The following is a 24,471-nucleotide window of genomic DNA, read 5'->3' as shown; positions in this document are numbered from 1 at the left end:
GTTATAGATTTTCGAGTTTACGCTTGATACGCTCTTGTTCTTTTAGAAATCTTGCAGTAAAAGGAACACCTTTCTTGACTTTCAGGCTCGCAAAACTGCTCTCGGTCTGGGCCATAAAATCAGCAAGCGTTCTAATTCCATTGTTCTGTAAAACAGAAATCTGGCTTGCCTCTAAGTGAAGTACCTTCAGACTAATTTTTTGGGCAAGGTATTCTTCCTGTGCTTTTGCCCGTCTCTCAGCTTCTGCAACCGCACTTGTTTCCTCTGCTGTGATTTGTGTTGCTTCGCTGCTCTCAGCTGGCTCAGTACCTACTACTGTCTCTGCGCTCACAACCGCCTGAGGCACATCCTCAAACGAGGATTCGGGTGGAGTGAGGAAGTCCTTTGCTGTCCATACCTCAAGCCCCTCACCGGACGCCTTATTGGAAAGGCTTCTATCATCGGTAATAAAAATGACAGGAATATCCGTATAGTACTTATATCGGAGAGCCACAGATAAAATCATATTGTCGTTTTGTTCCTTCTCTCCGGTATCTGCACGGTAAACATTGGGCACCAGATCAGTCAAACCTTCAGCATAAGTAAGCGGGAAATGCCGCTTGTAGTTAAAGATTGCTGATATAGCCCGCTGCGCTTTGATTTTTCGCTCATCCGCGCCGAAACGGGTCTTATGGTGTTCGAGTTCATTGTTTACATCCTTAGGAACTACAACAAGCTCACCATCATTTACACCGTCGAGTAGGTTCGGATAATTCATAATCGAGCATGTGTCAAACACAATGATTGTAGAATACCTGTGTAACTCTTCCAGTTCATCCTCTGTGAATTCAAGTGCTCGTTTCCTCTCCAGTAGTGCATCCTGGGTTTTGACAGTATGAGAGAGATCGCGGTTCTGGGCCTCTGTTGTGGCCAGTCGATCCTCTGTTTCTGTAAGCTTGTCCAGAAGCTCCTGACTTCTACGTTCTTCCTCTGCCAAGCGAGCCTCAATGCGAGTGGTATCCTCACGGCGGCTTTTTCTCGAGGTAAGCTCACCTTTAAGACTTTGTATTTCCTGGCGGTTTCCTTCTACCATTTCTTGAATGGTCTTTAGTATTTGCTCAAAATTACCCCACTCATTTGGCGCAACTTTGCCTTCGGAAGGTGTATTCTCGACCGTAGGATCAGGAATGGCAGGTGGAGATGATGCAGAAACAGCGTTTTCAGCCTCGTCATGGGTAGCATCGGTAGCCAGCGCCCCATGTGCAACTGGCTTCAAAACAAGGGGTTCTTCTATATTCACTGTTGGAGATTCCAAAACGGGAGGCTGCAAAGCTTTGGCAGAGGTGTTTGTATGGGACTCCGAATTGCTTCGAGGTTCATTCCTGGAGCTGGACATGCTGATTTGGCTACATAAGAAAGATTCCATGCAATTTCCTCTATGCACACAATAAATGCACCAATCAGAGGGAATCGCTGTTTTACCTTTTCCAAATGTCTGGTTGAGATAATTTTTAGTTTCGCCACGAAGAGTATCGACTGGTATTTGATTCTCTGGTTTTGGCAGCCTACGGAGTGAATAAATCTTTTTCCAGCCGTCTCTTCTTGTAAGCGCTTCAAATTCATGATACGGGTTTTTTATTTCAACTTCAGAGATGTCAACAGAAAATAGAGCCGTCCCAAAAAGTTTTCGCGTCTGCATGTGGGAAGGATCGTAGGGCTTTACAGTTGTTCCATGATCTTCTGTAATTATTTCATGGACAAGGTAATTCTTTGCTCTTGCTCTAAGGTCTAAGATCTCGGTTGATTTCCAAAACTTAAAGTAGGGTTCAAGTTTCTGCGTCTCCTGCGCCAAAATTTTGGGTAAAAATTTCATTACATCTAAGCGATTTTGCTTCCCAATTCGCTTCCAAACTGCTTCAATTAGTAGATTCTCAAAATATTTTTGGTACAGGAAATTTCCTTGTATAACCGGGCCATCTTCCATTACATAGTCCAGGAAAAAGCGATACGGGCATAAAAACATATCCATCATTTGATATCGGTCATATTTAACGCCCTTGGTCACATCTTGTCCAACGGATATTGAAAATGGAACAGGTTTATTGACGCGTTCAATCAGATCAGCCTTAGGTAATAATCCCAAGATGGACAGTAAAGCATAAGGTTCCGTTGTTTCGTCACCATACTGCCTCACATAGCTGAGCCGAACATCACAGCGATTGTAGCACAGACCGTAAAACAGAGCATATCTAAGAAAATTGCTACGTTCCCCCAGTGCGGTGTAGTACACCTGAAACTGCAGATCAATGGGGGAATAAGCAGCACGTATAAACTCGTCCGTGAGAGGCCACGGGAGTTGGTCGTTGACACTCATATTCATGTCGCGATCCGATACACATGCAAAGTGGTAAACTTTACGTTGCTCTTTCTCAAATTGACGTTTGCTCTGTAGAATATCGCCGTCAATCTGCTCGTAGTTTTTTACAATCCAGTCTACGCCTTGATCTTCATCGTTCTTTTGCTTCAAATAGTAATATAGTCCCTCTTGCAAATCTCTAAATGTACCGGAGAAGGTAGAGTTTTCCGGCTTTATTTTATCGAGGCGCAGTTGTAGATCCGAAATCAAGGCTCGCTCTTGCTCATTGGCCAGAGCTAACTCACGCTGTTTGAGAAACTCTTCGAGGTTGCGGAAATGCTTTCCAAAATTGATGAAATCCTCACGAGAATTGTCCAGAGCAAACAGATATGTAGCAATCTCATTAATCTCTTCAATTGCTCGAATGAGCGTAAGTAAGTCTTTTTTTGCAACCTTGTACTTGTTGTAAACGGATAGATTTTTCAGTTCGGAAAGTGTATCCGTACCCGGTGTTGCCGCCAGCTTATCATAGTTTTTGGCATAGCCCTCAATAATCTTGCTTTGAAATTCCTCGTATGTTGTCACATTTTCAAAGAGAATTGCAACATTGTAGAAGGTCCGCAGCAGTACTTCTCCTGGAGCTACACTGAGGATGTTGGAAGACAAACACTCTTTTATAGCGTTGATATCGAAAATGATCTGTCTGTGCTCATAGTCCCACAAACGGTAAATCGCAGAGAAGAACTGTCCGATAGGGTAGGAAAGGAAGTGACGATCTTTGGCGTATTCAGGATAGTAGATTTTAAGCAAGGTGTGAACATCTTTGTTTGCAGTGTATACTTGTTCATCCAAATGTCGGAGAACAGCCGCATTGTTCCATACATCATTGCCTCTCTCCATGACACTACGCGATTCAGAATATCGCTGAATCGCCGCATCAAAGTGATTAGAAACAAAATGTGCATACTCTGTAATGTTCGCAAATTCCATAAGCTGAACGCTCTTGTACAGCTTATGCCATTTCCTAAGTAACGGACCGCCTACTGCGTTTCTATCTTCGCAAATTTCGCCTATTGCGCAGGCCAGGGCATTGCTGGGATTTTGCATTGTGGGGAGCTCATATTCACATACAGCGGTATCATGGTGAATGGGAACTTCGAAGCAACCATAGATTTCATTCCAGGAGGAATAAATTTTGGAATACTTCTTCTGATAATTGAACAAAAAGATGATGGTTATCCCCATCTTTTCCATAGCAAGTAAAAGCCGGAGCTGTACCGGTGTAAACTGATGCACACCGTGAACCACAATGCTGTCAAAGGGTTGCGCTTTGGTAATATCGACAGCTCTTTCACAACGCTTTACTTCCTGTGGTGTTCCAGTACACTCTTCAACTTCCTTTTTTGCAAGAGACACAACGATTTCTTTGAGCTTTTCACGGCAAGGAGTTTCTGGAAACCTGAAAAGCGAACTTTGCTGTGCTTGCTTCAGCATATAGACAAAGAGCCGTTGCTCCGTGTTTCCCTTGCTTGCATCAACAGCAGATGCACCGATATCCAATTCTATGAAGAGACGGACAGCTTCAAGGAAATGATTTTGATTGTGAGCCAAAGCCATGTGGAACGGCTTACTGATTTTCCGTTTCTCTAACAGTTTCTTGAACACTGCTGAGAAAGCACTATACTGTTGAATCCGAAGGCTGATATTATCCGTCCACTGCATATAAACATCTTCGTGTTTGACCAATTCATCTAATGGACAAATCAAACCCTCAATTCGATCACCCAAAACATCCTTGAAGCCATTTACAAGGGTTCTTGCACTACAGAAGTGTGGTAAGGCAGAAATCTCATTCCAGAAATCCGCTTTATCTAACTTATAAGGGTCTTCATATGTGTAGATTTTAAACGGCATTTCTTACACCTCTGTTTCTATGAGATTCTGCCAAGATAAGTTCTGCTTCCCCTGAACTTCCACCCAGGAGAATGAGCGAATCGACCTTGTCATAGCAACATAGAGGATACGGGTTTCCTCCCGAGCTTTTTCAGACTTCTCAATGACTTCATCATAGAAATCATTTTGAACAGTTTGACCGGAATTGCCCACACTCATGCTATAACCAATACGATACCGGCCCTGGCACTTGGTCGTGCTGATATGTAACTGCGTCCTTTTGATAAAATCCATGGAAGCCGAGCAAAACGGCAGAATTACATGGCCATATTCAAGTCCCTTCGATTTATGTACTGTAATACACTGAATGGTAGACTCTTCCTCATTGCTGGCCGGAGTTCGACTATCGACAGAGACCTGAGAAATGATGCTATTATAAAGATGCTCCTGCAACGTGTTAATAGTAAGCCGATCTACATTGCAAGCGTTGATGAGCTGCTCAAACAACAAATCAATATTCAGCTGATAGTAATGCTGTTTCCAAGGATCGTCGCTGAAGTGTTTCCAGGGTTCAAGAGTGCTGTACACCTTGCGGATGGCCTGAAGAACGGGCTGTGTTCTAAGGCTTGCAACAATGTATTCCCATCTGTTATTCTTATCAACAGTGTTCGCAAGCATCAGATTCATAAAATTAATAAGGTAATTCACCTGTTCTTTCTCGTCTGCCTTCGCCCTCCATTTTCCGTTACGAATCTTCATACGTATCTCATAGAGGTTGGATTTGGGGATATCCAGATTAAAGAAATTTGAGGTTACAAGGTTGTAAAGATAGTCAGCTTCGTCAAAATGAACCAAGGCATTGACCAAAGTGAGCATGTCCATAGCAGGCTGGGACATATATAAGTCCCCGCCTGTGTTGGTATGTACGCTGATTCCAAGCTTGGCACAGTCAGTACGAATCATATCAGCTTGCCAGTTTTCACGAACCAGGATCGCAATGCTTTTTTCCTTTGCGGAAAGCTTCATTCCGTGGCTCTCTTCGTATTGAATGCGTTTCTGGATTCTTTTAATCTCCTCAACAAGAATGGGAATCCGCATCTCTTCATTTGCTGCCGGAAGTCGCCGGTAGAACCGGCTCTTGGAGGTCAAGTATTTCCCGTTATAGTCTCTTGTGCCGATTAGTTTATCTTTGGCTGCATCGTAGGTAAGCAACTCTTCATCCATTTCACCCCATGCAGCAAAAGAACGGTCAAAAATATCCAGCAAATACTTATCCGTGCGATAGTTTCGCCGCAAAGAAAACTCCAACCACTTCTCGGGATTTTTGTCAATTCCCAATTGGTCACAAGCCTTTTCTTTTGCGCCGCGAAAACGGTAAATGCACTGCTTAATATCGCCTACAAGGAACAGATTATAGTCAAGTACCTGGGCAATCCGCAGCAAAGATTCAATTTGAGAGTCATCTGTATCCTGAAACTCATCAACAAACATAAACTGCTGAGCACCTTTATCTATCTTTAACTCTCTGATTCTGCTCTCACTGTCTGGATCATTGATGAATCGATTAAGAATAGACATCATAGAACTGAGGTGGATTTTGTTATTTTCCAGAAGTTCCCCCAGATATTCTTGTTCAACAGCCGGGATCACGCTGGCCAGTAATTCATGCAATTCACCGTGGCCCTCGCTATTCAAAAGGGTTCCGAAATCTTGAGGCTCAATAGTTTCGATATCGACACTTTTATTATGCAGTTTTCCAATGAAATCAAGAATACTGTCACGTATAGCGTAAACAGGCATCCCCAGCTTATCTGTATAGTCGTTTCCGCATTCGATTCTTTTCTGATGGATATACTCATCAAGTAGATCTGTAATTTTTTTGCGGCGATAAAATTCGCTGGAGGTTATGCTCAAGTCGATTCCATAGCCAAATGAGGTGCCCATCTGGGCAATCAAGTCTTTCGCATAGGAATGAATCGTGCTAATCTGCATGTGTTCAATTCTGGACACCATCTCCAGGTAATCAGGGTTGGAGGTTACCAGGTAGCAATTCCTGAAGTATGTCTTGAGTTTTTCCTCCATTTGATCTGCAGCTTCATTTGTAAATGTGATCATCACAATACGGTCAGCCATTTTCCGCAGCGGAACATTTTGGGTATAGCAGATAAATCCAATACGAGAAATCATCGTGTAGGTTTTGCCGGTACCTGCACCGGCGCGAATTACAATGTTCTTTTTCGGCGAAGCATGCTCAACTTCATATTGCTCAAAATTAAACTGGCTCTGTTCGCTAAGCTTTTTGAGAATAGATTCTTGAGAACGGTTATATTTTCCATTATGAATTACAAAGGAAGTAGTATTCTTGCCAAAAGGCTCACTCAATACGCTCATGGAGCAGTGAAAGCCCATGAACATATCATTAACGGAAGTAGCAGGCGGAATATGGTTTTTCTGTTCGTCAAATGCGATTTCGATATTATCCCGATTCCGTACTAATCCTTTTTGTGTAAGTGCTACATCAAGAGCATTAAGCACAAATAACATTTGCTCTTTTTTCGAAAACACACAATATAGTTTGCAACCGCACATATACTGAACTTTGATGTCTTCGATGACATTGCCATTCAATTCATCAGCTTCGGAGAAGTAATAAAAGCGAGAATAATCATGCTGATGATAAGAATGTACCTGTCCTTTTCCAATTTCAGATTCGTCATCTTTATCCAGATCAATATCAGTTTCATACAGATTACGAACTTCCAACATGGTCTTTGAATCAAACGGATCTCTTTTCCAGCGAAAGGCTTCTGATAATGCCTGATCAATTTTTTTGTAGAAAGAAGATGTATCATCCAAATCCTCTTTCAATATGGTGAATGACTCATCTAAAACCACATCCAGCCTTTTTCTGTGATAAAAATCCTTAGAAACTTGGGGAAGACAGACCATTTGAAATACTAATGGAAACTTACCTGTATTTTGACGTATATGCCTCTCAATTGCAAAACGATATCCGCGCGCTTGCTTTTGTGGCGTAGCAAGAGTTTCTCCTTCGTTTGTTTTGATTATAATGGTATCACTATTCTCAATACGAAGGATATTTTCTTCACGCCACCCCTTTAATTCCACAACCAAAATGCCTTTTCCTGGCATAAGGATACAGACATCAAACTCACGGCCATATATTTGACGATTCCAGTAAATGATGTACTGATCGTCCAAAAACTCCTGGGCTTTGCGTATAAACAAATTTTCTCCAAAGTTAGTGGATTGTGCGCTTCCAATCAGTTTTGCCATGGAGCAAGCCTCGCTTCCTTACACAAGCAGTATATATTTACATCTGTCCACATAATATTTTCTCACAATAAAAGTCCATTTTTCAGGACGATTCTTTATCCGGTACAATTTCTAAAATGTCCTCGATTTGACAATCTAAGGCTGTGCATATTTTCAGCAAAATCTCTGTGGTTACATGCCCGTTTCTTCCCATTTTTGTAACCGAGGCAGGACTAATTCCTGCTTTTGCGCACAGATCCTTCTTCTTCATATCTTTGTCAATGAGTAGCTTCCAAAGTTTTTTATAACTGACTGCCATAAGAAGATTCCTCCAGATAGGAAAAAATGCCCTGCCGTTCGGCAGAGCATTTGGTTCATGCGATCATGCCGTCAAGATCTATTCCAACACCTGACAGCGTTGTATATAATGATAGCATATTCAGCAGGAATGCGCAAGAAAATCGTGCATTCGCACGATTCTTAGTTTTTCTTAGAAAGACTCCCTGTAATTTCTATGATGGCAGGAGCACTCCGTAATACTTCTGCAGTTATTTCTTTGTTTATGTGGCTCAGTTTTTGCGTCGGTCCATGTGCCTGCAGTACCGCTGGTTCTGGCAGCTTCGGAAACGTCGCCTGGGGCGCGGTCACTGCGGGTGTTGGGCTTAGTGCGGGCGCTTTTGCCCATTGTGTTTTGAGATGACACAGTGGCCCTCAGTGCGAAACTGGCGGTAATCGTTACGGTTATGGCAATTTGTTCTTCATTCCGGTTCTCCCTCAGATGAAAAACGAGCGCCCGTTCTCCTGGTCCGACAGGAGAATGAGCGCTCGTTTTCGTCGTTGTGCAATTCCGCCGAGAGCCTCCACGCCAGTTCAAAGCCAGCCATAAAACTGTCGAGGGAGGTCTGTTCTCTGATAGAGTCCTGGGCATCGATGATCCGCAGCACCAGTCTTCGCTCCGGCTTTTCCAAAGCTGCGATCAACGCCTTGTGGCACTTCTCCACTTCATTCTCCTGTTCGTCAAGCTCCGGTTGGATATAAAAGCAATCATACAGCTCTTTGAGCAGTTTGTTTTCCATCGTCATCATCTCCTTGCGACCCAAACATATACCACACCTTCCGCAGAATAGCTATCAGAATTTCAGGAGATTATACAGAATATCTGCCGCTTGCCGCAGTTCCTCCTGGGATGCTTCACCAGGGCTGTTTTCGCTTTTGGCGGCGTGGCTTGCCAAGTAGGGGGCGTAGTTCTGCCGCGTCATTGAAGTTCGGAAATGCCCCAGCATCTGAGAAACCTCTTTCGTGTCCATTCCGTTTTGCAGAGACAGGACGGCGCAGGTGTGCCGAAGATCGGCGAACCGAATGTGATCCAGCCCTGCTTCCTTGATAATTTCATTGTGAATCCGGCGCACCATCTGGGGTGAGTAGGGCTTTTGCGTGGCTGGGTGCATGAACATGAGCGGGCTGCTGGGGTGCCTGGCGTGTTCCATGTTTAGGAGCTCAACCGCTTCTGTGGTCAGGCTGATGGTTCTGGTGCCGCCTTTGTACTCCACTAACTCCCGCCGTTCCACCGAGCGGTTCTCCGAGATGGTCAGCGTCCGTTCCGCCACGTCCAGGTCACTCCACTTCAGCGCGATCAGCTCTCTTTGCCGAAGCCCCGCCGTCAGTGCCAGCAGAAACATGGGGAGGTGGCTCAGCCGCTCCGCCGCATCCAGATAGTCCTCCACCTCTGCCGGCGTCAGCACATTGGCGCTGACCTTCTTGGGCTTTGGATAATGAAACGCACGGGCTGGGTTTTCCTCTATCAGTCCGTCCCGGATCGCTTGGTCCAGGCATTGTTGGAGCAGTCGGTGGATGTGCCGCATGGTGTATTCGCCCAGTCCTGGGTATTCAGGGCTTTCCAGGCGGTGGCCGCCAAAGCGTTTTCTCTCTTCCAGAAAATCTCCGACCTGTTTCGCAGTCAATTCCTCCAGCGGTATATTCCCCAAGCCAGGGAGGATATGGTTTTTGAAGAGATAACCGTGGGCTGCATAGGTGGTTGGCCTGCTTTGGTTCTTGTCATAGGCCTCCTGCCAGTGGAGGATATACTCTCTCAACGTCATACCCCCACCTCCATGCATTGGCGCTGCAGGTTCCGAAAGGCCACCCACGGCAGGCCCGCCTGTTTGAGTATCCGCTTGTGGAGGTAATAGAACTCGTGGAGCTGGTACGGCTCTCCGGTCTTGGGGTTGAGGAACACATGGCGGCCGGTTTCCGGTATGCCCTCCAGAAGATGCTCCGCCTTGCGGTTGAGGGCCAGCAGGCGCTGTCCCTTGAGGATATACCGGCAGCGGATATGAAAATCGGCCCACGACAAGGTGATGAGCTCACATTGCCGCAGGCCGCTGGAGAGTCCTGTGTAGATGAGCGGGAGCACGCCAAGCTGTTCCGCTGTGTTCAGATACCGCTGGAGCTGCCCCAGGCGCAGGGGGGCGGTTTTATATTCCTCGGCCTGCGGCTCCTGGCAGAGCCGTACCGGGTTATAGGGGATCAGCTGGCCACGGGCCGCTTCGTCCATACAGCGCCGCAGGAGCAGATGTACGCACCAGACGCTTCTGGCGCTGAGCCCCTGGCTCCGCAGGCTGTCATAGAAGCCGGTAACGGCATTTTCCGACAGCTCCGCCAGTGGGATGCTTCCGATCCCGGGAAGGATGTAGCGGTAGATCAGGTTGCGGTATCCGCCCACGGTGCTGCCGCTCCATCTACTCTGGTTCTCGCAAAACCAGCGGTCGCACCACTGGCCTACGGTATAGCTGTTTCCTTTCTGCATATCGTCGCCTCCTTTCGGCAACCGAACAATACCACAGAACGAGGAAAATAGCTACCGGAAAGAATGGACTGTTTACAGAAGAATGACTGTTCCGAACGATATTGCTTGTTGTCTTTCTTGTCATCTGCTGATTATATGACAAGAATCCGATTATGAGCGAGTTATTGCAGCTGCATATACATTTTCCGTCTTTTGAGAAAGGGTGTGCCTCGCCAGGGCTTATTCTTTGTTTATGCGGCGCATTTCCTGCGTCCCCTCTGTGGCGATTCAGCCTGTCTTTTCTGTTCACCCCGGACGGAACATCTTTTAATATACAGAATCCAATCCCACACCCATCCCAAAAGGAGAAAGTTTTGCTTGAAACACGCAGGGCAAAAGAGTGTCAAAGATAAACTGCCGGAGCAGAGGAAAGGGCCAAAGAGGGCAGTAGAGTGCTGGTTGAAGGTTCAGACACACGTTTGGGAGCAAGATGCTGGAAGTCCGAGTCTCCCAACTCGGACCAATTGGGGAAGTCTAAGAACGTTACTTTTACATAGAGAATTAAGTGTCTCGATTTCTTCGCTCCTCCCTTTTCTGTATCTCTAAGTATGTTTGCCACTGGCCCCCCTCCCTTACCAATCATCTCATCAAGAAATGAGACGAAAGAAAGCATTACGATACCATTCTAATTCACTCTCCCAAAAAGCTTGTCCACCTGATATTCCACATAAAGAAATCAAGGCGAACGTATCGCTGGCAACATAGATCCAACGACTTGAATAGTCAATAGGAGTTTGATATAATCTCCGCGCTGCTATACTTTTTGAGCCATCTCTTTTGACCACCGCCGTTTATTTTCGGAATTAACTTTTATCAATTAATCTTTCTATGGATCTTGTCTGACTCATCCCATCTGCTCCTCATCGAAGAAATACGGACCGTCCGCCCACAACTCCTGTGCCATTCCCCATGCCAGTTTGAAGCCGGTAGTGAAGCTGGCAAGAGAGATTTCTTCCTTCAAGAGATTCTGCGCGTCCACCAACTGTAGGAGTTTGCTCTGCTCCGGTCTGTCCATCTTTTCCCTCAGTCCAGAGTAGAGCTGGTCAATTTCTTCCCGCAGTTCTGTGCAATCTGGTCTATGGAAGAAGCGATGGTGCAGGGCTTTCATGTAGTCGTTCATGATATGCTATCCTCCTTCCAGGACACACAATACCGAAAACGAATGGGAATAGCTATGGCAGCTGCGAAGAGTTATCAGAAATTTCATAGTTTCAAAATGGCTTTTCTTTGTTTTCTGCGGTGCAGATTTTAATATACGAGATTGTATGGTATAATGATTTATATACAGACTAAGTGGAAATGGGTTGGCTTTCTGTGACCTACCCAGTCCAGCAACCGGAAAGCTCATGCGTACAATATACCGAGTTTGATACAAAAGTTGATTCAATGCCGGAGGTACTTTATGAACCAATACGATCAAATCGTGAAAAAGTGGCAGGAATGGGGTATCCGAACGACAGTAGATTTGAAACTTCGACTGGATAGCTTTCGTATTCTGTTCGCCTATCACTCCGGAAAAATTGAAAATGACGAGATCAACTATCACGATACCCGTGAGATTTTTGAGAACGGAATCGTCACAGGTTATACCGGCAGCACACGAACTCTCTTTGAACAACAGAATCAGAAAACCTGCTACGAGTTTTTGAAAAATAAACTCATCGCAAAAGAACCTCTCTCCGTTGCTCTCATTCGTGCCATTCATCGCACATTGACAGAGGGAACGTATGATGAACACCGCTATATCGTAAATGACGAACGTCCTGGAGATTTTAAGAAGCATGACTATGTTACTGGAATTCATGAAGTAGGTTCTCCACCCGACGAAGTGGAGGCTGACCTTACCGAATTGGTTGCGGAGGTGAATACCATTGGTTCAAAATCTCCTCTGAAAGCCGGCGCATACTTTCATGCCCGCTTCGAAAATATTCATCCCTTTGCCGACGGCAATGGCCGCGTCGGACGTACGTTACTGAACTACTGGTTAATGATCAACGATTATCCACCGATGATTATCTACGAAGAAGATCGACGTGCCTATTATGATGCGCTGCAGGCCTATGATGAACGAGAAGACCTGGAACCACTGACTCTATTTTTACAGCAGGAAACTGTAAGAACCTGGGAGCGAACCATGGGACTTAATAGTCAAATCACTCCTCAGCGTAAAGGGCTCGACTTTTTTATGCAGTAGTAATTTCATTGTGCTCTCTGCTTTGATCAGCGGGGAGCATTTTCTTTTCAAGTAATATGCACCATCCCCGTTATGCCCCCTTATAAAAGGCTTAAAATGGGCATTTTCGGACCGTTTGATCCCCGATTTGATCCCAGCGCCCAAAATCTGACCCCCGCGTAAACGTTCCCCGACCCGCATTGCGGGGCGGTGTGAGCCGCGTGGAGGGCTCTCTGTGGCCCCCGCGCTTTATCCTGCACCGTTTTCATCCCCTCGGTTCACCCGCCTTTTCTTTCGTCCCCGGGAGTGCCTCCGAAAGCGGGCCAAATTCGCCTTCCAACCCCGAAGGGGTACCAGTTTCCTGCATTCTCTCCGAAAGGCGCACACAGGGCATTCTGGTGGCTTTCACGGGCCGATTCCGCGAGGCGTGCCATCGCCTTCTGACGAGCAACATCTTCCTCCAGTTTCAGAAACTGCCGCTCGCAGAACAATTCGATTGCCGCCTGGATCGGGCAGATGGTGTAGAGCAGGTTTCCGTTGAGAGGCTTGCCGTCCTTGCTCCGTATCACGGTCTGCTCGGTGCGGATGAGACCTTTCTCCTCCAGGCTGCGCACATACTTTGCCACCGTATTTTCACTCATGCCGATCGCATGTCCGATGGTTTTGTAGCTGGGCCAGCACTGGTAGGTTTCCCGGTTCTCGCACCGGAGCAGATATGCGTAGAGGGAGATCTCACGATAATCTAGACCGATGTTGAATATCTCGTTGGGTACCATAAAATAGTTTTTGTTGGGATCGCGTTTGGGCCATTGTTGAAACTTCAACTTGCACCTCCTGTCCTTTCTCCGTTTTCAGTATGAACATCAATTGCTCACTCATTCAGACATGGACATCACCTCACCACGGAGCAGCTTTGCATTTCCAAAAGACTGCTTTTTAAAAATATCCCCTCACTACTTATCCGAGCTATATAGCAGTCTGACATAAAATCGACATAAAAAGAGCGCCTGCCATTTGCAGACGCTCTCGTGCTTATACAGGAATATCAAGTTGTTTTGGAGCGCAGACGACAGAGCCCGTCCGCTTCATCCCCCTCTTTCAGCAGCTGCGCCAGCGCGGTGAGGAGTTTCTTTTGCAGATAGTCCACGCTGCCGCGGTTCAGCTGATGGGCTTCCGCGTACCTGCGGATAGATAAGCCGTTTACGAACCGCTCCCGGAAATAATTCTGGTATAGAGCCAGCACCGTTTTCAGGGCACTGTCCAGGAACTGCAAGTCCTCTTTCAGTTTGGCAAAGTCGCTTCGGGTGATGGCGACGAGTTTCTTTTCCTTCACGTAGAGGCGATATTTGTTTCGGTCGAAGTTATAGTGCTCGCAGAGATCTTTTGCGTAGGCGTAGTAGGTAGGAGACTGCTGGTACTCGCGGGAGTCGTATGCTTCATCCGGTTGCAGTCGCTGCCGTTTACGAATCGGCCCACGGAAGCCATCTTCCGTCAGCCGCTCCACAGCTTCCGCGGAGATTTTCATGTTAACCAGTCGTTTGTACTTGGCTTTCTGTTCACCGTTTACTTCGATAAAAGCGCAGAACGATTTTTTGCTGGAGATGTAGTACTTGGGGACATCTGCGAAGGGATAGGGGGTCCAGATGACAGTCTCATCACCGGTATCGGCGTCGGTAGCAAGAGAGACTACATACACCACTTTACCGTCGTACCGCCGGTAATAAGGCGCGGATTTTTCTGCGCTTAGTTTAGCAGAGTACAGGGCTTTTGTGAATGCCGCTCTTTCAAACAAAATTCTTCATTAATTTTAATCATAATCAAAACCATGATTTTCAAAAGTTCCATATAATCCTTCAACTGGATATTCTCATTCAAAGAACAGGTATCATAAATATACTTATTTCTCAGATCCAAACCATTACTAAACTCTGACCGATTCAAAATATAGTTTAAATAGTCCTGCTCCGGTTTCGAAAACAGCGTACTCTTGTAGCATAGTCCTTTGTTTCAAAGAGGCTTTCTAGTTGTTGACGACAGGCCCCATCATAGTAAGACGGACAAATTACCTCATGATAATACATATCACTTAACAAGGTAACCCGAGCTTTATTGATTTGTAATCGATCACTGTCACCAATCTGTACGGAGTCTCGCTCGACAAGCCAGTTCAGCTCGTCCTTCTGAAAATGTATAAAATCTTCTTTATACACCTCAACAGATTGCAACATATACAGAAGTGTTTGATAATCGCTTCCCGTTTTCTCTGTATAGCTCAGGATGAAATGATCTGAAAATAGCAGATCCATTTCTCGTCGAATCTCCGCCGAATTAGCGTAGGCGTATTTATTTGCTATGAAGCTTGGAACATTTCGAACAAATACATGTCCGGAAGACATCTCCAGCAGTTCACGGTCTACCTTTCCATCTTCAAAACACAAGCGGTATTGTTTCAGTACGCCATCGGTTGCGCTGGCAAGAAGCTTACACTTCTCAATGTAGGTAGTCCCTGGAGTCGGAGGGTTATATGTAAAACCTTTTACTCCAAACTCCTCCTTCAAGTAGACCTCAAAAAACCACTGGATGATATCTTCAAGTTGAATATGTAGACGCAGAAGTTTATTACGATAGGCAGCCATTTGCAGCAGCGTCCATATTCTTTTCGTATTGAAGTAAGAACCGGTTATATAATCAGTTTTCCCTTTCACCCCAAGATGTCTCTCCAGTGTACCAAGTTCCGCTGGCAAGGAGAGAAATGTACAACGAAAATATGAATCTACATACTCGAACAAGTAAATAAAATTATTTAGCAACGTAGGATAGTCCTGGTTTTCCTCTAGCCATTTACAGCTGTATGCGTAAGCAGAAATGTGGTCCTTTGGCCTATATTCTTGCTGCACTGACCAATCTGGAATAGATTTGAATTTTACTTCTACCCCATATGAAAACCCCGGTCTTCCCGCAAACAATTTCTCCTGGAGAGCTTCTTTCTGCCGTCTTGCTTTTAGTTTAAGCCGGTCTGGTATGGGCAGTTCAGTTGAATTCTGGGATTGCTCCAGCAATTGCAGATAGTTCAAATTTGCATCTTCTCGATCAACATAATTCCAGAGAGCTTGTTCTCTCATCTGTGCGGTAAATTGATCCGGGAAAAATAAAGGTTTACTCCGCTCGTGCTCCGCTAAAAAGTGGGACAACAGTTGCTCTGCTGTATGAGAGTTATGCACCAAATGTTCTGAGATCACTGGCCCAAATGCCACCGTAAGGCTTTTTTGCATCAGGACATACCATACAACATTTTCATTTGTCTCCAAAATCTGTTTGAGTACCTCCAGGCTAATTCGTTGATAGACCTTATAGTCACAAATCAACTGCCAAAATCAGAAACATAGGTCCAATTAATCTCCTGGTAAATTTCCGGAAGATTTGCGTCGAAGATCGCACTGAGATATCGTCCCAGAATTTACGGAATATTTTTTACACCGGCTTTGATACTCTGAAAATTGCTCATCAGTCCAATTCAAAAGCAGCATACCCAAATCTATGCTTTGCTTCATCCAGATACTGTGCCAAAGATAAATCAATATAGCCAGCTTTAGTATTGCACTTCTGCGCAATACTAGAGTATTCTTCTCCCAGCCCGGCGGCGATAATCAATACGCCACACTCTTCATTCACCTTTTCAAAAGCCGCGTCGCTGTCCATACAGGACAGGAATTTGGGAACGGAGCCGTCGGGATTCACAATGCCGTTGTTGGCAATATATTTCTTTTCGATCTCTGCTCGCTGGAATTTGATTTCCTCGACGCAGGCTTTTGCGACCATATAGGACCGCTGGAACTTGTTTTCTGCACGCTTCATGTTTATCCACCTTTCTTGCGGTTAAAATAAATCACGACAGCAATAATTAGTTTGACAACAGTGACAACAATTAGAAAAATTCCCAGCTTTGCAAGCATGATTGACAGTTCAGACGAAAAAGTGTATTCTATGGGTGGTGAAACCCGCCCATAGAATATGAGGTTCGGCTACGTCATCTTCTCATGAGCAGTAACGCAAGCCCTACCAAAAAGTCTACGATTGCGGTTATTACGATGGTGTAAGGATGATGTGGAAGATATTTGTGCAAAATATCAAATTTTTGGGATTAAAGGAATTAGAAAAAAGGTGGCAAGCTTATGGATTTAAACACATATACACCGGAAACCCTACTCCGTAAATATAAATCCCTACGGCGGGAGCTGTTTGCTCAGGAAACACAATGGTTGGACAAACGCATTGCGATTCTAGGCGGTTCCACAACTACAGATATCCGAAAAATGTTGGAATTGTATCTTCTTTCCTATGGGATACGTGCAAAATTCTATGAGTCGGAATATGGACAGTATTGGCAGGATGCTATGTTTAAAACACCAGAACTGACAGAATTCCAACCAGATATTATTTTCATTCATACTTCTAACCGCAACATTACCTCTTTTCCTCAGGTAGGAGATACCAAAGAAACAGTAAATGCTTTGTTACAAGAAGAATATGCGCATTTTTCGGCTATGTGGGAAAAGTTGTCTGTGGATTACTGTTGTCCAATCATACAAAACAATTTTGAATATCCCTACTGGCGCCTGTTAGGAAATGCTGATGCTGTTTTGGAACAGGGTAAAGTGCATTTTCTAACTTGTTTAAACCTGATGTTTGCAGAATATGCGCAAGCACATCCAAATTTTTATCTCAATGACCTCAACTGGCTTTCTGCAAATTATGGATTGGAGGCATGGAGTGATCCGTTCTACTGGCATATGTATAAATATGCTTTAGCTCTCCCTGCCATTCCCAGATTAGCACAAAGTGTTGCAAATATTATAAAATCTATTTATGGAAAAAACAAAAAAGCCTTTGCATTGGATCTAGATAATACACTTTGGGGTGGTGTTGTAGGAGACGACGGTCCTGAAAACATTCAGATTGGGCAGGAAACTTCTGTAGGGCAGATGTATGCAGAATTCCAGCAGTATTTGAAAGCTCATCAGCAGATCGGTGTGATTCTCAATATTATCAGCAAGAACGAAGAGGAGAATGCGCTTGCCGGATTACAAAACCCTGGAAATATTTTAAAACCAGAGGATTTCATTTCTATCAAGGCGAATTGGGAGCCAAAGAATGAAAATCTTCGTACCATGGCTTCTGAGCTTTCTCTGCTTCCAGAATCCTTTGTATTTATAGATGACAATCCAGCTGAACGGGAGATTATCCGCCAGACATTCCCACAAGGGGCTATTCCGGAACTTCAGACTCCGGAACATTATATTCATGCGATCGATCGGGAAGGATATTTTGAAGTTACATCACTAACAAAAGACGATCTAGCTCGTGGGGAAATGTATCGAGAAAACGCTGCACGTGTACGACAGCAAGCTTCATTCACTGATTATAATGAGTACCTTCGCTCTTTGGAAATGAAAGCAGAAATTCGTTCCTTTCAGCCGGTTTATTATGAGAGGATTGCACAGCTAACGAATAAGAGTAACCAGTTCAATTTAACCACATTGCGTTGTACACAGGAAGAAATCAAGCACTTTGCAGAAGAAAATTCCTATATTACATTATATGGAAAACTACAGGATAAGTTTGGAGACAACGGAGTTGTCAGCGTTATCATGGGCGAACGCCAGGGGACGGATCTTCATATCCGTTTGTGGTTGATGTCTTGCCGAGTTTTGAAACGTGGAATGGAATTTGCCATGATGAAGGAATTGGTACGAACCGCCTGTCAAATGAAAATAACGCGAGTTTACGGCTATTATTATCCTACAGCAAAAAATGCAATGGTAAAAGAATTTTACCAGATGCAAGGTTTCACAAAGCAACAGGAGGATAAACAGGGAAATACCGTTTGGACATTAGAGATCCCTTCGGAATACCAACCAAAAGATTTGCAAATTCAAATCAACGAAGAAAAGGAGTAATTTAAATGATAAAGAATGAGATTTATGAGAGACTCAACAAGGTTTTTCAGGACGTTTTTGACGATGAAAGTATTGTGGTCAATGAAAATACCACCTCTGCAGATATCGAAGAATGGGATAGCCTAGAGCACATTAATTTGGTCGTAGCCGTTGAATCAGAATTTGGAATGAAATTTACTCTTGGAGAAACGACTTCTATGAAGAACGTAGGCGAAATGGTTACCATAATTGCTAACCGCGCAACAAAATAATCCAAGGAGTTATTATCCATGTCGATCATATCATTTTGGTTTTTCATATTTGTAGGCCTTATGGTTGCATTCTACTATGTGTTTCCACGAAGAGGCCGTTGGTTTGTTTTACTGATTGGAAGCGCATTTTTTATAATTGCAGGAAGCAGTTGGCAGCTGTATCTCTGTTTTGCCGCCCAGGTTCTTTTGGCATATGGGGGTGCTAGACTGCTCTATAGGAATAAAAAACAATCAAAGTGGATCTGCAGGATAACGGTTGGCGCAGAACTAGCTGCCTTGGTCATTGTGAAAGAAAATTCTTTTTTCATTATTAATGCAAATTACTTGCTCTCTTTTTTGGGAAAATCAGAACATTTAGAATACCTAAATTGGGTTTCGCCAATGGCAATGTCGTATTATACATTGATGCTGGTTAGCTATGTGTTGGATGTGCATTGGGGAAAAATTCAACCGGAGAAAAAACCACTTCGTCTGCTTTTGTATGCTGGCTTTTTTCCACAAATGGTATCTGGTCCAATTGCTCGGTATGAAGAAACCGCAGATGCGCTTTGGCAAGGCCATCCATTTCAGTATGAAACCTTTTGCTTTGGCGTGCAGCGTTTTCTTTGGGGGGTGTTCAAGAAACTTGTATTAGCTGAGCGTTTGAGGATTATAGTAGACACAATCTATAATGGTGGCTCAGAAGGAACATGGACACCAACAGGCATTTACATCTGGATTGGCGCAATTGCTTATATTCTTCAACTCTACGCAGATTTCAGCGGTGGAATGGATATTGTGTTGGGAACAGCACAACTATTTGGCGTTACTTTGCCAGAGAATTTCCGCACACCATTTTTCTCTACTAGTATGTCAGAATTGTGGCGCCGTTGGCACATCACTCTAGGTGTTTGGCTGAAGGATTATATTATGTATCCGTTTTTGATGTCCTCCACAGCTACAAAGTTTCGTGCTTTTTGTCAAAAACATGGAGGAAAGAAGGCGGCAAAGGCATATCCCACATATCTGGGAACATTGTTCGTTTGGCTGGTCTGCGGATTTTGGCACGGAGGCAGCTACCGATGGATTTTCTGGGGATTAGCTACATTTATGGTCATTGTTGGTGGATTGATGCTAAAACCTATTTTTGACCATCTAAAAAAGTTTCTGCACGTGAACACACAAGCAGAAAGCTGGACAGTGTTGGGACAGATCCGGACTTTTCTCCTTTTTGCATTGGTGTGTTCTGTTCAACCAGCTGAAAGCTTATTGACTGCACTAAACATGTGGAGAAATTCTTTTGTTTATAATCCATGGATACTGGTAGACGGCTCCCTATTCCAGTTGGGTTTGGATCAACCAGACTTTTGGGTTCTAGTTTTCGGGCTGATCTTCATGTTTATTATTTCGAAATACCAGCAAAGAGGTTCTGTTCGTGCTATGATTGCCAAGCAAAATCTGGCTTGTCGATGGATTCTATGGATTGCATTGTTTGTAGCAATATTGGTATTTGGTATGTACGGAGAAGGATATAATCCGGCAAACTTTATTTACGGAGGATTCTAAAAGAAAATGAAAAATGTTAAATGGAAAAAGATGGCTACTTCCATCATTTTTCCTATTATTTATACTGAAATTTTTCCTTGATCATTGGACATTCCAATGATCAAGGAAATTGATCCATGAATATTGAGCGCACACGCTCTGGGGGCAAGAGAAAATTTTTTAGATATTATTACAATTGGTTTCAGACCTAATATTAGTGAATTTTCCCCCCATGGAACTGTATGAATCATATGAAACAGTTCATTTAGCGCAGGAGTTGGATTTGATTCTGATTTTTTATCTGATTATCTTTTGCTATTGGAAAAGTTAAAAAGCAAAAACCTAAATATATAAACTTATTGAAGTTGAATCTGTGTTTAGGGAAAGTTCTCATGCTAGAACTTGAATTATATCAGATGTAATTGAATTTTCATTTGATAAAATTGAAATCTTATCTAAAGTCCTAATGATTATTTAAATGACTCTTTTAGTTATTTAATTTTTAATTATTAAATATCGCGAAAGATGACTTTTTAACAGTATTGAAAATGAGTATGAGGATTATTTTTTGAATTTGAGCCGTTACATGGAAAAATAGAGTAGACTATAGTATGTCAAATAATGGTTTATGGTCATTAGAAAAATATCAAACTATCGAAAAATGTGCTGAGGAAAATAATTTGGATTATATTGATTTGAACTTAAGTTCCGCAGCTACATAAATGCGGTTTGATGTATTATAATGATTTTAATGATGCTGTACATTTCAGTTTTTATAGTGCGAATAAGGCAAGTCAGTATTTTTCTGGCTATTTACATGAAAACTATGATCTCCCAGATCATCTAGCAGATCCAGCATATTAATATCTGGATGAAGCCCTAGAGCATTATCAGCGTGAAAAGCATAATATGATTTTCTATATAGCCAGAATTTACCGGATCACTTAAATTTGATACAAGATAGCAAGGAAGGATACACTGTAATTATTTTTGCAAAGGATGATGCGATATCTAAATTAGGCGATGCACTTCAACTTTCTAATCTTGGTTTTTAATTCAATTTATCTGTTGGAAACGGTTATCGTAAAAGCTTTATTGGAATTTGGCAAGACGGTCAAGTAATTTATGAAAAGCTTTCCGATGGTAACGATAATCCGGAACAAAATTGTTTGGAATATAACTTGGAATATAACGAGGTTCTTTCAAATGAAATACTATGCAAAAAGTGCAAGATGATATACAGAAAACGTTAGCATCATCATGATTGATGGAAAAAATATAGTTCAAATCGTATAGGATTAAATATTGTCGTTTACGACAGTGTAAATCAACATATTAATGATTCTATTATATTTGATTCCTTTTTAGATGCAGGAATTACCTATATTAAGATAGGGTAAGGAGATATAAAATTAAAAACTTTATTGTAAAAAAACATACGATAAATCATGTTTTTCTACATTTAATGAAACTCACGATATTTTTCATTATTGTTGCTATACATCTGATTATATCTTTCAGATTTTAGAAGATCATTTTTTGATGACGTGATTTTTCACACACATACATTAGTAATAAAAAATTTTTCTTTCCATTTTTAACACCTGCATTTCAAGAGCAGTTTTCGCAAGATTTTCTGATCACGAGATTTAAGATATTGAAAATTATTACCTAATTCAAATAAAAAATTTTTCAGAAAGGTTTTGTAAAATTTCAAAACACAATTGATCCTTGCTTTCAAATATAAACACGGAGATTGCAATATTGGAAGTATATATGTGTTAATTTATATACTGGGAGAAGGATAACAATGAAACAGTACAATGATTTTGCACTAGAAGATTTACAGGTTGGCCAACAGGAACAATTTACTGTTTCTATAACAGCAGATAAACAAGCACTATTTACCATATTGTCCGGAGATGTTAATCCACTTCATTTGGATACGGAGTATGCGCAAGCAAAGGGATTTGACGATTGTGTGGTATATGGTATGTGTACCGCTTCCTTTTATTCAACTTTGGTTGGTGTTTATTTGCCTGGAAAGCGATGCCTTTTTTTGGAGGCGTGCATTCAGTGGCCAAGACCCGTATATATTGGAGATACTCTAAAAATTACAGGAGTAATAAAGTCCATTGATACACGCTTTCGAATTGCGGAACTTGGCTCCAAAATTACCAATCAGCATGGTAAGATAGTGTCTAAAGCCAAGCTCAAAATAAAGGTATTGGAATAAGAAAAGGAGCGTAATTGCTATGGATACATATCTTATTACAGGCGCATCTTCCGATCTTGGTATTGAGTTTTTACGCCGGCTGGAAGGAAATAGAATGCCAGCATTGGTTCTTTGTCAATATTACAGAACTGTCAATCAACTGGAAGAACTGCAATCTAGCTTTAAGCATCTCTCCCTTCGTCTCTATCAATGTGATTTGAGTAGTGCGGCTGCTACATCAAAATGGATAGAGCAATTAGCTTCTGAAGATATACAACCGACACATATTTTACATTTGGCAGCAGTAGCATTTGAATATACCAAATTGAGTAAATTCGACTGGGAAAAAACTGTTAAGGAGTTAACGGTGCAGGTAAATGCTCTTGCCCAAATATTCAAAGTATTTCTTCCTAAAATGGCAAAGTTACGACGAGGAAAAGTGGTTGCTATGCTATCTGCGTCTACACTTGGTATACCTCCAAAATTTATGTCTGACTATGTGATTGCAAAATATGCACTGTGGGGACTTCTAAAAAGTGCTGCCAGTGAATATAGCGGAAAAGGTATTTCAATTAACGGGATTTCTCCCAATATGATTGAGACCAGATTTTTAAAAAACATTGATAGTAGAATTGTAGAAATGACAGCAAATCAATGTACTATGCAGCGCAATATTACAAAACAAGAAGTGGTGGATAGCATTATGTTTTTGTTGTCTGAGGCATCCAATTATATAACTGGTATAAACCTAAATTTATCTGGTGGAGATCGATAATTTTGGAACTTAAAAGCACTTATATAAAACATCACATCGACAGTTACGAAAAAGTAGAGTATAATAATTCTTTTACAGATTTTGATATGAGCGGAATGAATCAGTATTGGAGGCATCTTCAACAGCTTTATATATTACTCCATTGAATGCTGATCTCATATTTTAGATAAGCATAAATCAGAATTATCGTCCAGGGAACTATACTACTCTTCCATAAAGTAGGGCATGCAAAATAAGAGTAATATCTTATAGTTGAAAAATTTATCTTAGAAATTATTAACTAGAGTCTGTTTTAAAACCATCAAAGTAACCAAACAAGACAACAACAGCGTGAAAATAGAGAATTTTCTTCTCATACCTGGTGGCAAAACGGCGATTATTTTCAGCTTGAGGGAAAGGTTTTCCACCAGATGATGCTCTTTATATGTGTGCTAGTCTGTTTTTCTGGGATGTTTGGCAATGATGCGGCTGGGAATCACCACAATTTCCCCCGTTCTTCCAACCAATGTACAAATTTATTGCTGTCATAGCCATTATCCGCCAGAATGAGTTTGCCGTTTAAAGCAAAAGGTTCCAACAGTGTCTGCGCCATGTGGATATCATTACGGTTCCCACTGGAAAGCAAAAAGCGCAATGGATTCCCAAGTTCATCCGTTACCGCATGGACTTTCGTGGTCCAGCCTCCCCTGCTCCGCCCGCTTCTCGCGATATCCCCCTTTTTAGCCCCACTAGCGTGTTGGTGAACCTTGATTGTAGTGCTGTCCAGCATCAGCGTTGTTTCGTCCACCAAATCCCGCTCGATCAGGGCTGTAAAGATATTTTCCCATACTCCGGCTTTTGTCCAGGCCCGAAACCGGCTGTATACGCTTTGCTATGGGCCGAATGGCTCCAGCAAATCCCGCATGGAATCCCCATGTTCAGCCAGCATGGAATTGCGTTAAGCATTGCAAGGTTGCTTTTGCCGGGACGCCCTCCTTGCGGTTTTCTCTCATGCGGGAACTTGTCCTTGATCCTATTCCATTGTTTTTCATTTATTTCATGTCTCTTCATGTTCCCATTCTACTACATTATCGTTTTTCACACAATTCCTAGGTTTTAAAACAGACTCTAGTGTTTCAAACGTAAGCGTAAAATCTAATCACACCTTGTTCCAATATGTGTAATATGAAACAATACCTCCGTGTAGTGTCAGACAGTGCATGGTAGTGTCGTACACTGCCAGCGAAG

17 protein-coding genes and 1 pseudogene are annotated in these 24,471 nt (G+C 42.9%); 6 read left to right on the top strand and 12 right to left on the bottom strand.

Going from position 1 to position 24,471, the window contains the following annotated elements:
- Position 1: 1 nt before the first annotated feature.
- The 7 genes from B5F35_RS11960 to B5F35_RS11930 form a co-directional block, all read right to left on the bottom strand.
- Positions 2-4,249, bottom strand: a complete 4,248-nt coding sequence (locus tag B5F35_RS11960; RefSeq protein WP_087241261.1) for a PIN domain-containing protein — start codon at positions 4,247-4,249, stop codon at positions 2-4.
- A gap of 3 nt (positions 4,250-4,252) precedes the next feature.
- Positions 4,253-7,525: a UvrD-helicase domain-containing protein gene (locus tag B5F35_RS11955; RefSeq protein ID WP_087241259.1), complete on the bottom strand. Its 3,273-nt coding sequence runs from the start codon at positions 7,523-7,525 to the stop codon at positions 4,253-4,255.
- 82 nt (positions 7,526-7,607) lie between these two features.
- Positions 7,608-7,823, bottom strand: a complete 216-nt coding sequence (locus B5F35_RS11950) for a helix-turn-helix domain-containing protein (protein ID WP_087216832.1) — start codon at positions 7,821-7,823, stop codon at positions 7,608-7,610.
- A gap of 439 nt (positions 7,824-8,262) precedes the next feature.
- Positions 8,263-8,580, bottom strand: a complete 318-nt coding sequence (locus B5F35_RS11945) for a DUF6809 family protein (protein ID WP_330396271.1) — start codon at positions 8,578-8,580, stop codon at positions 8,263-8,265.
- 54 nt (positions 8,581-8,634) lie between these two features.
- A complete protein-coding gene (locus tag B5F35_RS11940; protein ID WP_087241257.1) occupies positions 8,635-9,603 on the bottom strand; it encodes a tyrosine-type recombinase/integrase in 969 nt (322 codons plus the stop codon).
- Positions 9,600-10,310: a tyrosine-type recombinase/integrase gene (locus tag B5F35_RS11935; protein ID WP_087241255.1), complete on the bottom strand. Its 711-nt coding sequence runs from the start codon at positions 10,308-10,310 to the stop codon at positions 9,600-9,602. The genes B5F35_RS11940 and B5F35_RS11935 overlap by 4 nt, the downstream gene beginning before the upstream one ends.
- 883 nt (positions 10,311-11,193) lie before the next feature.
- Entirely contained in the window at positions 11,194-11,469 is a 276-nt protein-coding gene (locus B5F35_RS11930) for a DUF6809 family protein (protein ID WP_087241253.1), read from the bottom strand.
- 282 nt (positions 11,470-11,751) lie between these two features.
- Here B5F35_RS11930 and B5F35_RS11925 point away from each other — a divergent pair, with 282 nt between their 5' ends.
- A complete protein-coding gene (locus B5F35_RS11925; protein WP_087241251.1) occupies positions 11,752-12,543 on the top strand; it encodes a Fic family protein in 792 nt (263 codons plus the stop codon).
- A gap of 257 nt (positions 12,544-12,800) precedes the next feature.
- Here B5F35_RS11925 and B5F35_RS11920 read toward each other — a convergent pair whose 3' ends face one another.
- From B5F35_RS11920 to B5F35_RS11905, 4 genes are all read right to left on the bottom strand, one after another.
- Positions 12,801-13,346 carry a helix-turn-helix domain-containing protein gene (locus B5F35_RS11920; RefSeq protein ID WP_242969508.1) on the bottom strand — a complete coding sequence of 182 codons (546 nt, stop codon included), beginning with the start codon at positions 13,344-13,346 and terminating at the stop codon, positions 12,801-12,803.
- 221 nt (positions 13,347-13,567) lie between these two features.
- Positions 13,568-14,314, bottom strand: coding sequence for a hypothetical protein (locus B5F35_RS11915; RefSeq protein WP_242969507.1), 747 nt, complete (start codon positions 14,312-14,314; stop codon positions 13,568-13,570).
- Positions 14,315-14,471: 157 nt separating this feature from the next.
- Positions 14,472-15,830 (bottom strand): hypothetical protein, encoded by a 1,359-nt coding sequence (locus B5F35_RS11910; protein ID WP_140401213.1) that lies wholly within the window; start codon positions 15,828-15,830, stop codon positions 14,472-14,474.
- Between the two features lie 196 nt (positions 15,831-16,026).
- Positions 16,027-16,377: a hypothetical protein gene (locus B5F35_RS11905; protein ID WP_087241247.1), complete on the bottom strand. Its 351-nt coding sequence runs from the start codon at positions 16,375-16,377 to the stop codon at positions 16,027-16,029.
- Between the two features lie 317 nt (positions 16,378-16,694).
- On the opposite strand from B5F35_RS11905, the gene B5F35_RS11900 reads away from it, so the two are divergent.
- From B5F35_RS11900 to B5F35_RS11880, 5 genes are all read left to right on the top strand, one after another.
- Positions 16,695-18,479 (top strand): HAD-IIIC family phosphatase, encoded by a 1,785-nt coding sequence (locus B5F35_RS11900; protein WP_087241245.1) that lies wholly within the window; start codon positions 16,695-16,697, stop codon positions 18,477-18,479.
- A gap of 5 nt (positions 18,480-18,484) precedes the next feature.
- Positions 18,485-18,730 (top strand): acyl carrier protein, encoded by a 246-nt coding sequence (locus tag B5F35_RS11895; RefSeq protein WP_087241243.1) that lies wholly within the window; start codon positions 18,485-18,487, stop codon positions 18,728-18,730.
- Between the two features lie 18 nt (positions 18,731-18,748).
- Positions 18,749-20,275, top strand: coding sequence for an MBOAT family O-acyltransferase (locus tag B5F35_RS11890; RefSeq protein WP_087241241.1), 1,527 nt, complete (start codon positions 18,749-18,751; stop codon positions 20,273-20,275).
- A 1,789-nt stretch (positions 20,276-22,064) separates the two neighbouring features.
- On the top strand, positions 22,065-22,490 hold the full coding sequence (locus tag B5F35_RS11885; protein WP_087241239.1) for a MaoC family dehydratase: 426 nt from the start codon (positions 22,065-22,067) through the stop codon (positions 22,488-22,490).
- Positions 22,491-22,509: 19 nt separating this feature from the next.
- Positions 22,510-23,244 (top strand): SDR family NAD(P)-dependent oxidoreductase, encoded by a 735-nt coding sequence (locus tag B5F35_RS11880; protein ID WP_087241237.1) that lies wholly within the window; start codon positions 22,510-22,512, stop codon positions 23,242-23,244.
- Positions 23,245-23,719: 475 nt separating this feature from the next.
- Here the strand turns inward: B5F35_RS11880 and B5F35_RS11875 are convergent.
- Positions 23,720-24,103, bottom strand: a pseudogene (locus B5F35_RS11875) (IS5 family transposase); the annotation flags it as partial.
- Between the last annotated feature and the right edge of the window lie 368 nt (positions 24,104-24,471).

Origin of the sequence: Anaeromassilibacillus sp. An200, from assembly GCF_002160025.1 — a bacterium.
GTDB classification, from domain to species: domain Bacteria; phylum Bacillota; class Clostridia; order Oscillospirales; family Acutalibacteraceae; genus Caccousia; species Caccousia stercoris.
This window is presented reverse-complemented; position numbering and strand designations above follow the sequence as displayed.

What these genes read in the sequence shown, in the direction of transcription:
- B5F35_RS11960 (WP_087241261.1), bottom strand. Translation starts at nt 4,249, where the DNA reads ATGCCGTTTAAAATCTACACATATGAAGACCCTTATAAGTTAGATAAA.
- B5F35_RS11955 (WP_087241259.1), bottom strand. Translation starts at nt 7,525, where the DNA reads ATGGCAAAACTGATTGGAAGCGCACAATCCACTAACTTTGGAGAAAAT.
- B5F35_RS11950 (WP_087216832.1), bottom strand. Translation starts at nt 7,823, where the DNA reads ATGGCAGTCAGTTATAAAAAACTTTGGAAGCTACTCATTGACAAAGAT.
- B5F35_RS11945 (WP_330396271.1), bottom strand. Translation starts at nt 8,580, where the DNA reads ATGGAAAACAAACTGCTCAAAGAGCTGTATGATTGCTTTTATATCCAA.
- B5F35_RS11940 (WP_087241257.1), bottom strand. Translation starts at nt 9,603, where the DNA reads ATGACGTTGAGAGAGTATATCCTCCACTGGCAGGAGGCCTATGACAAG.
- B5F35_RS11935 (WP_087241255.1), bottom strand. Translation starts at nt 10,310, where the DNA reads ATGCAGAAAGGAAACAGCTATACCGTAGGCCAGTGGTGCGACCGCTGG.
- B5F35_RS11930 (WP_087241253.1), bottom strand. Translation starts at nt 11,469, where the DNA reads ATGAACGACTACATGAAAGCCCTGCACCATCGCTTCTTCCATAGACCA.
- B5F35_RS11925 (WP_087241251.1), top strand. Translation starts at nt 11,752, where the DNA reads ATGAACCAATACGATCAAATCGTGAAAAAGTGGCAGGAATGGGGTATC.
- B5F35_RS11905 (WP_087241247.1), bottom strand. Translation starts at nt 16,377, where the DNA reads ATGAAGCGTGCAGAAAACAAGTTCCAGCGGTCCTATATGGTCGCAAAA.
- B5F35_RS11900 (WP_087241245.1), top strand. Translation starts at nt 16,695, where the DNA reads ATGGATTTAAACACATATACACCGGAAACCCTACTCCGTAAATATAAA.
- B5F35_RS11895 (WP_087241243.1), top strand. Translation starts at nt 18,485, where the DNA reads ATGATAAAGAATGAGATTTATGAGAGACTCAACAAGGTTTTTCAGGAC.
- B5F35_RS11890 (WP_087241241.1), top strand. Translation starts at nt 18,749, where the DNA reads ATGTCGATCATATCATTTTGGTTTTTCATATTTGTAGGCCTTATGGTT.
- B5F35_RS11885 (WP_087241239.1), top strand. Translation starts at nt 22,065, where the DNA reads ATGAAACAGTACAATGATTTTGCACTAGAAGATTTACAGGTTGGCCAA.
- B5F35_RS11880 (WP_087241237.1), top strand. Translation starts at nt 22,510, where the DNA reads ATGGATACATATCTTATTACAGGCGCATCTTCCGATCTTGGTATTGAG.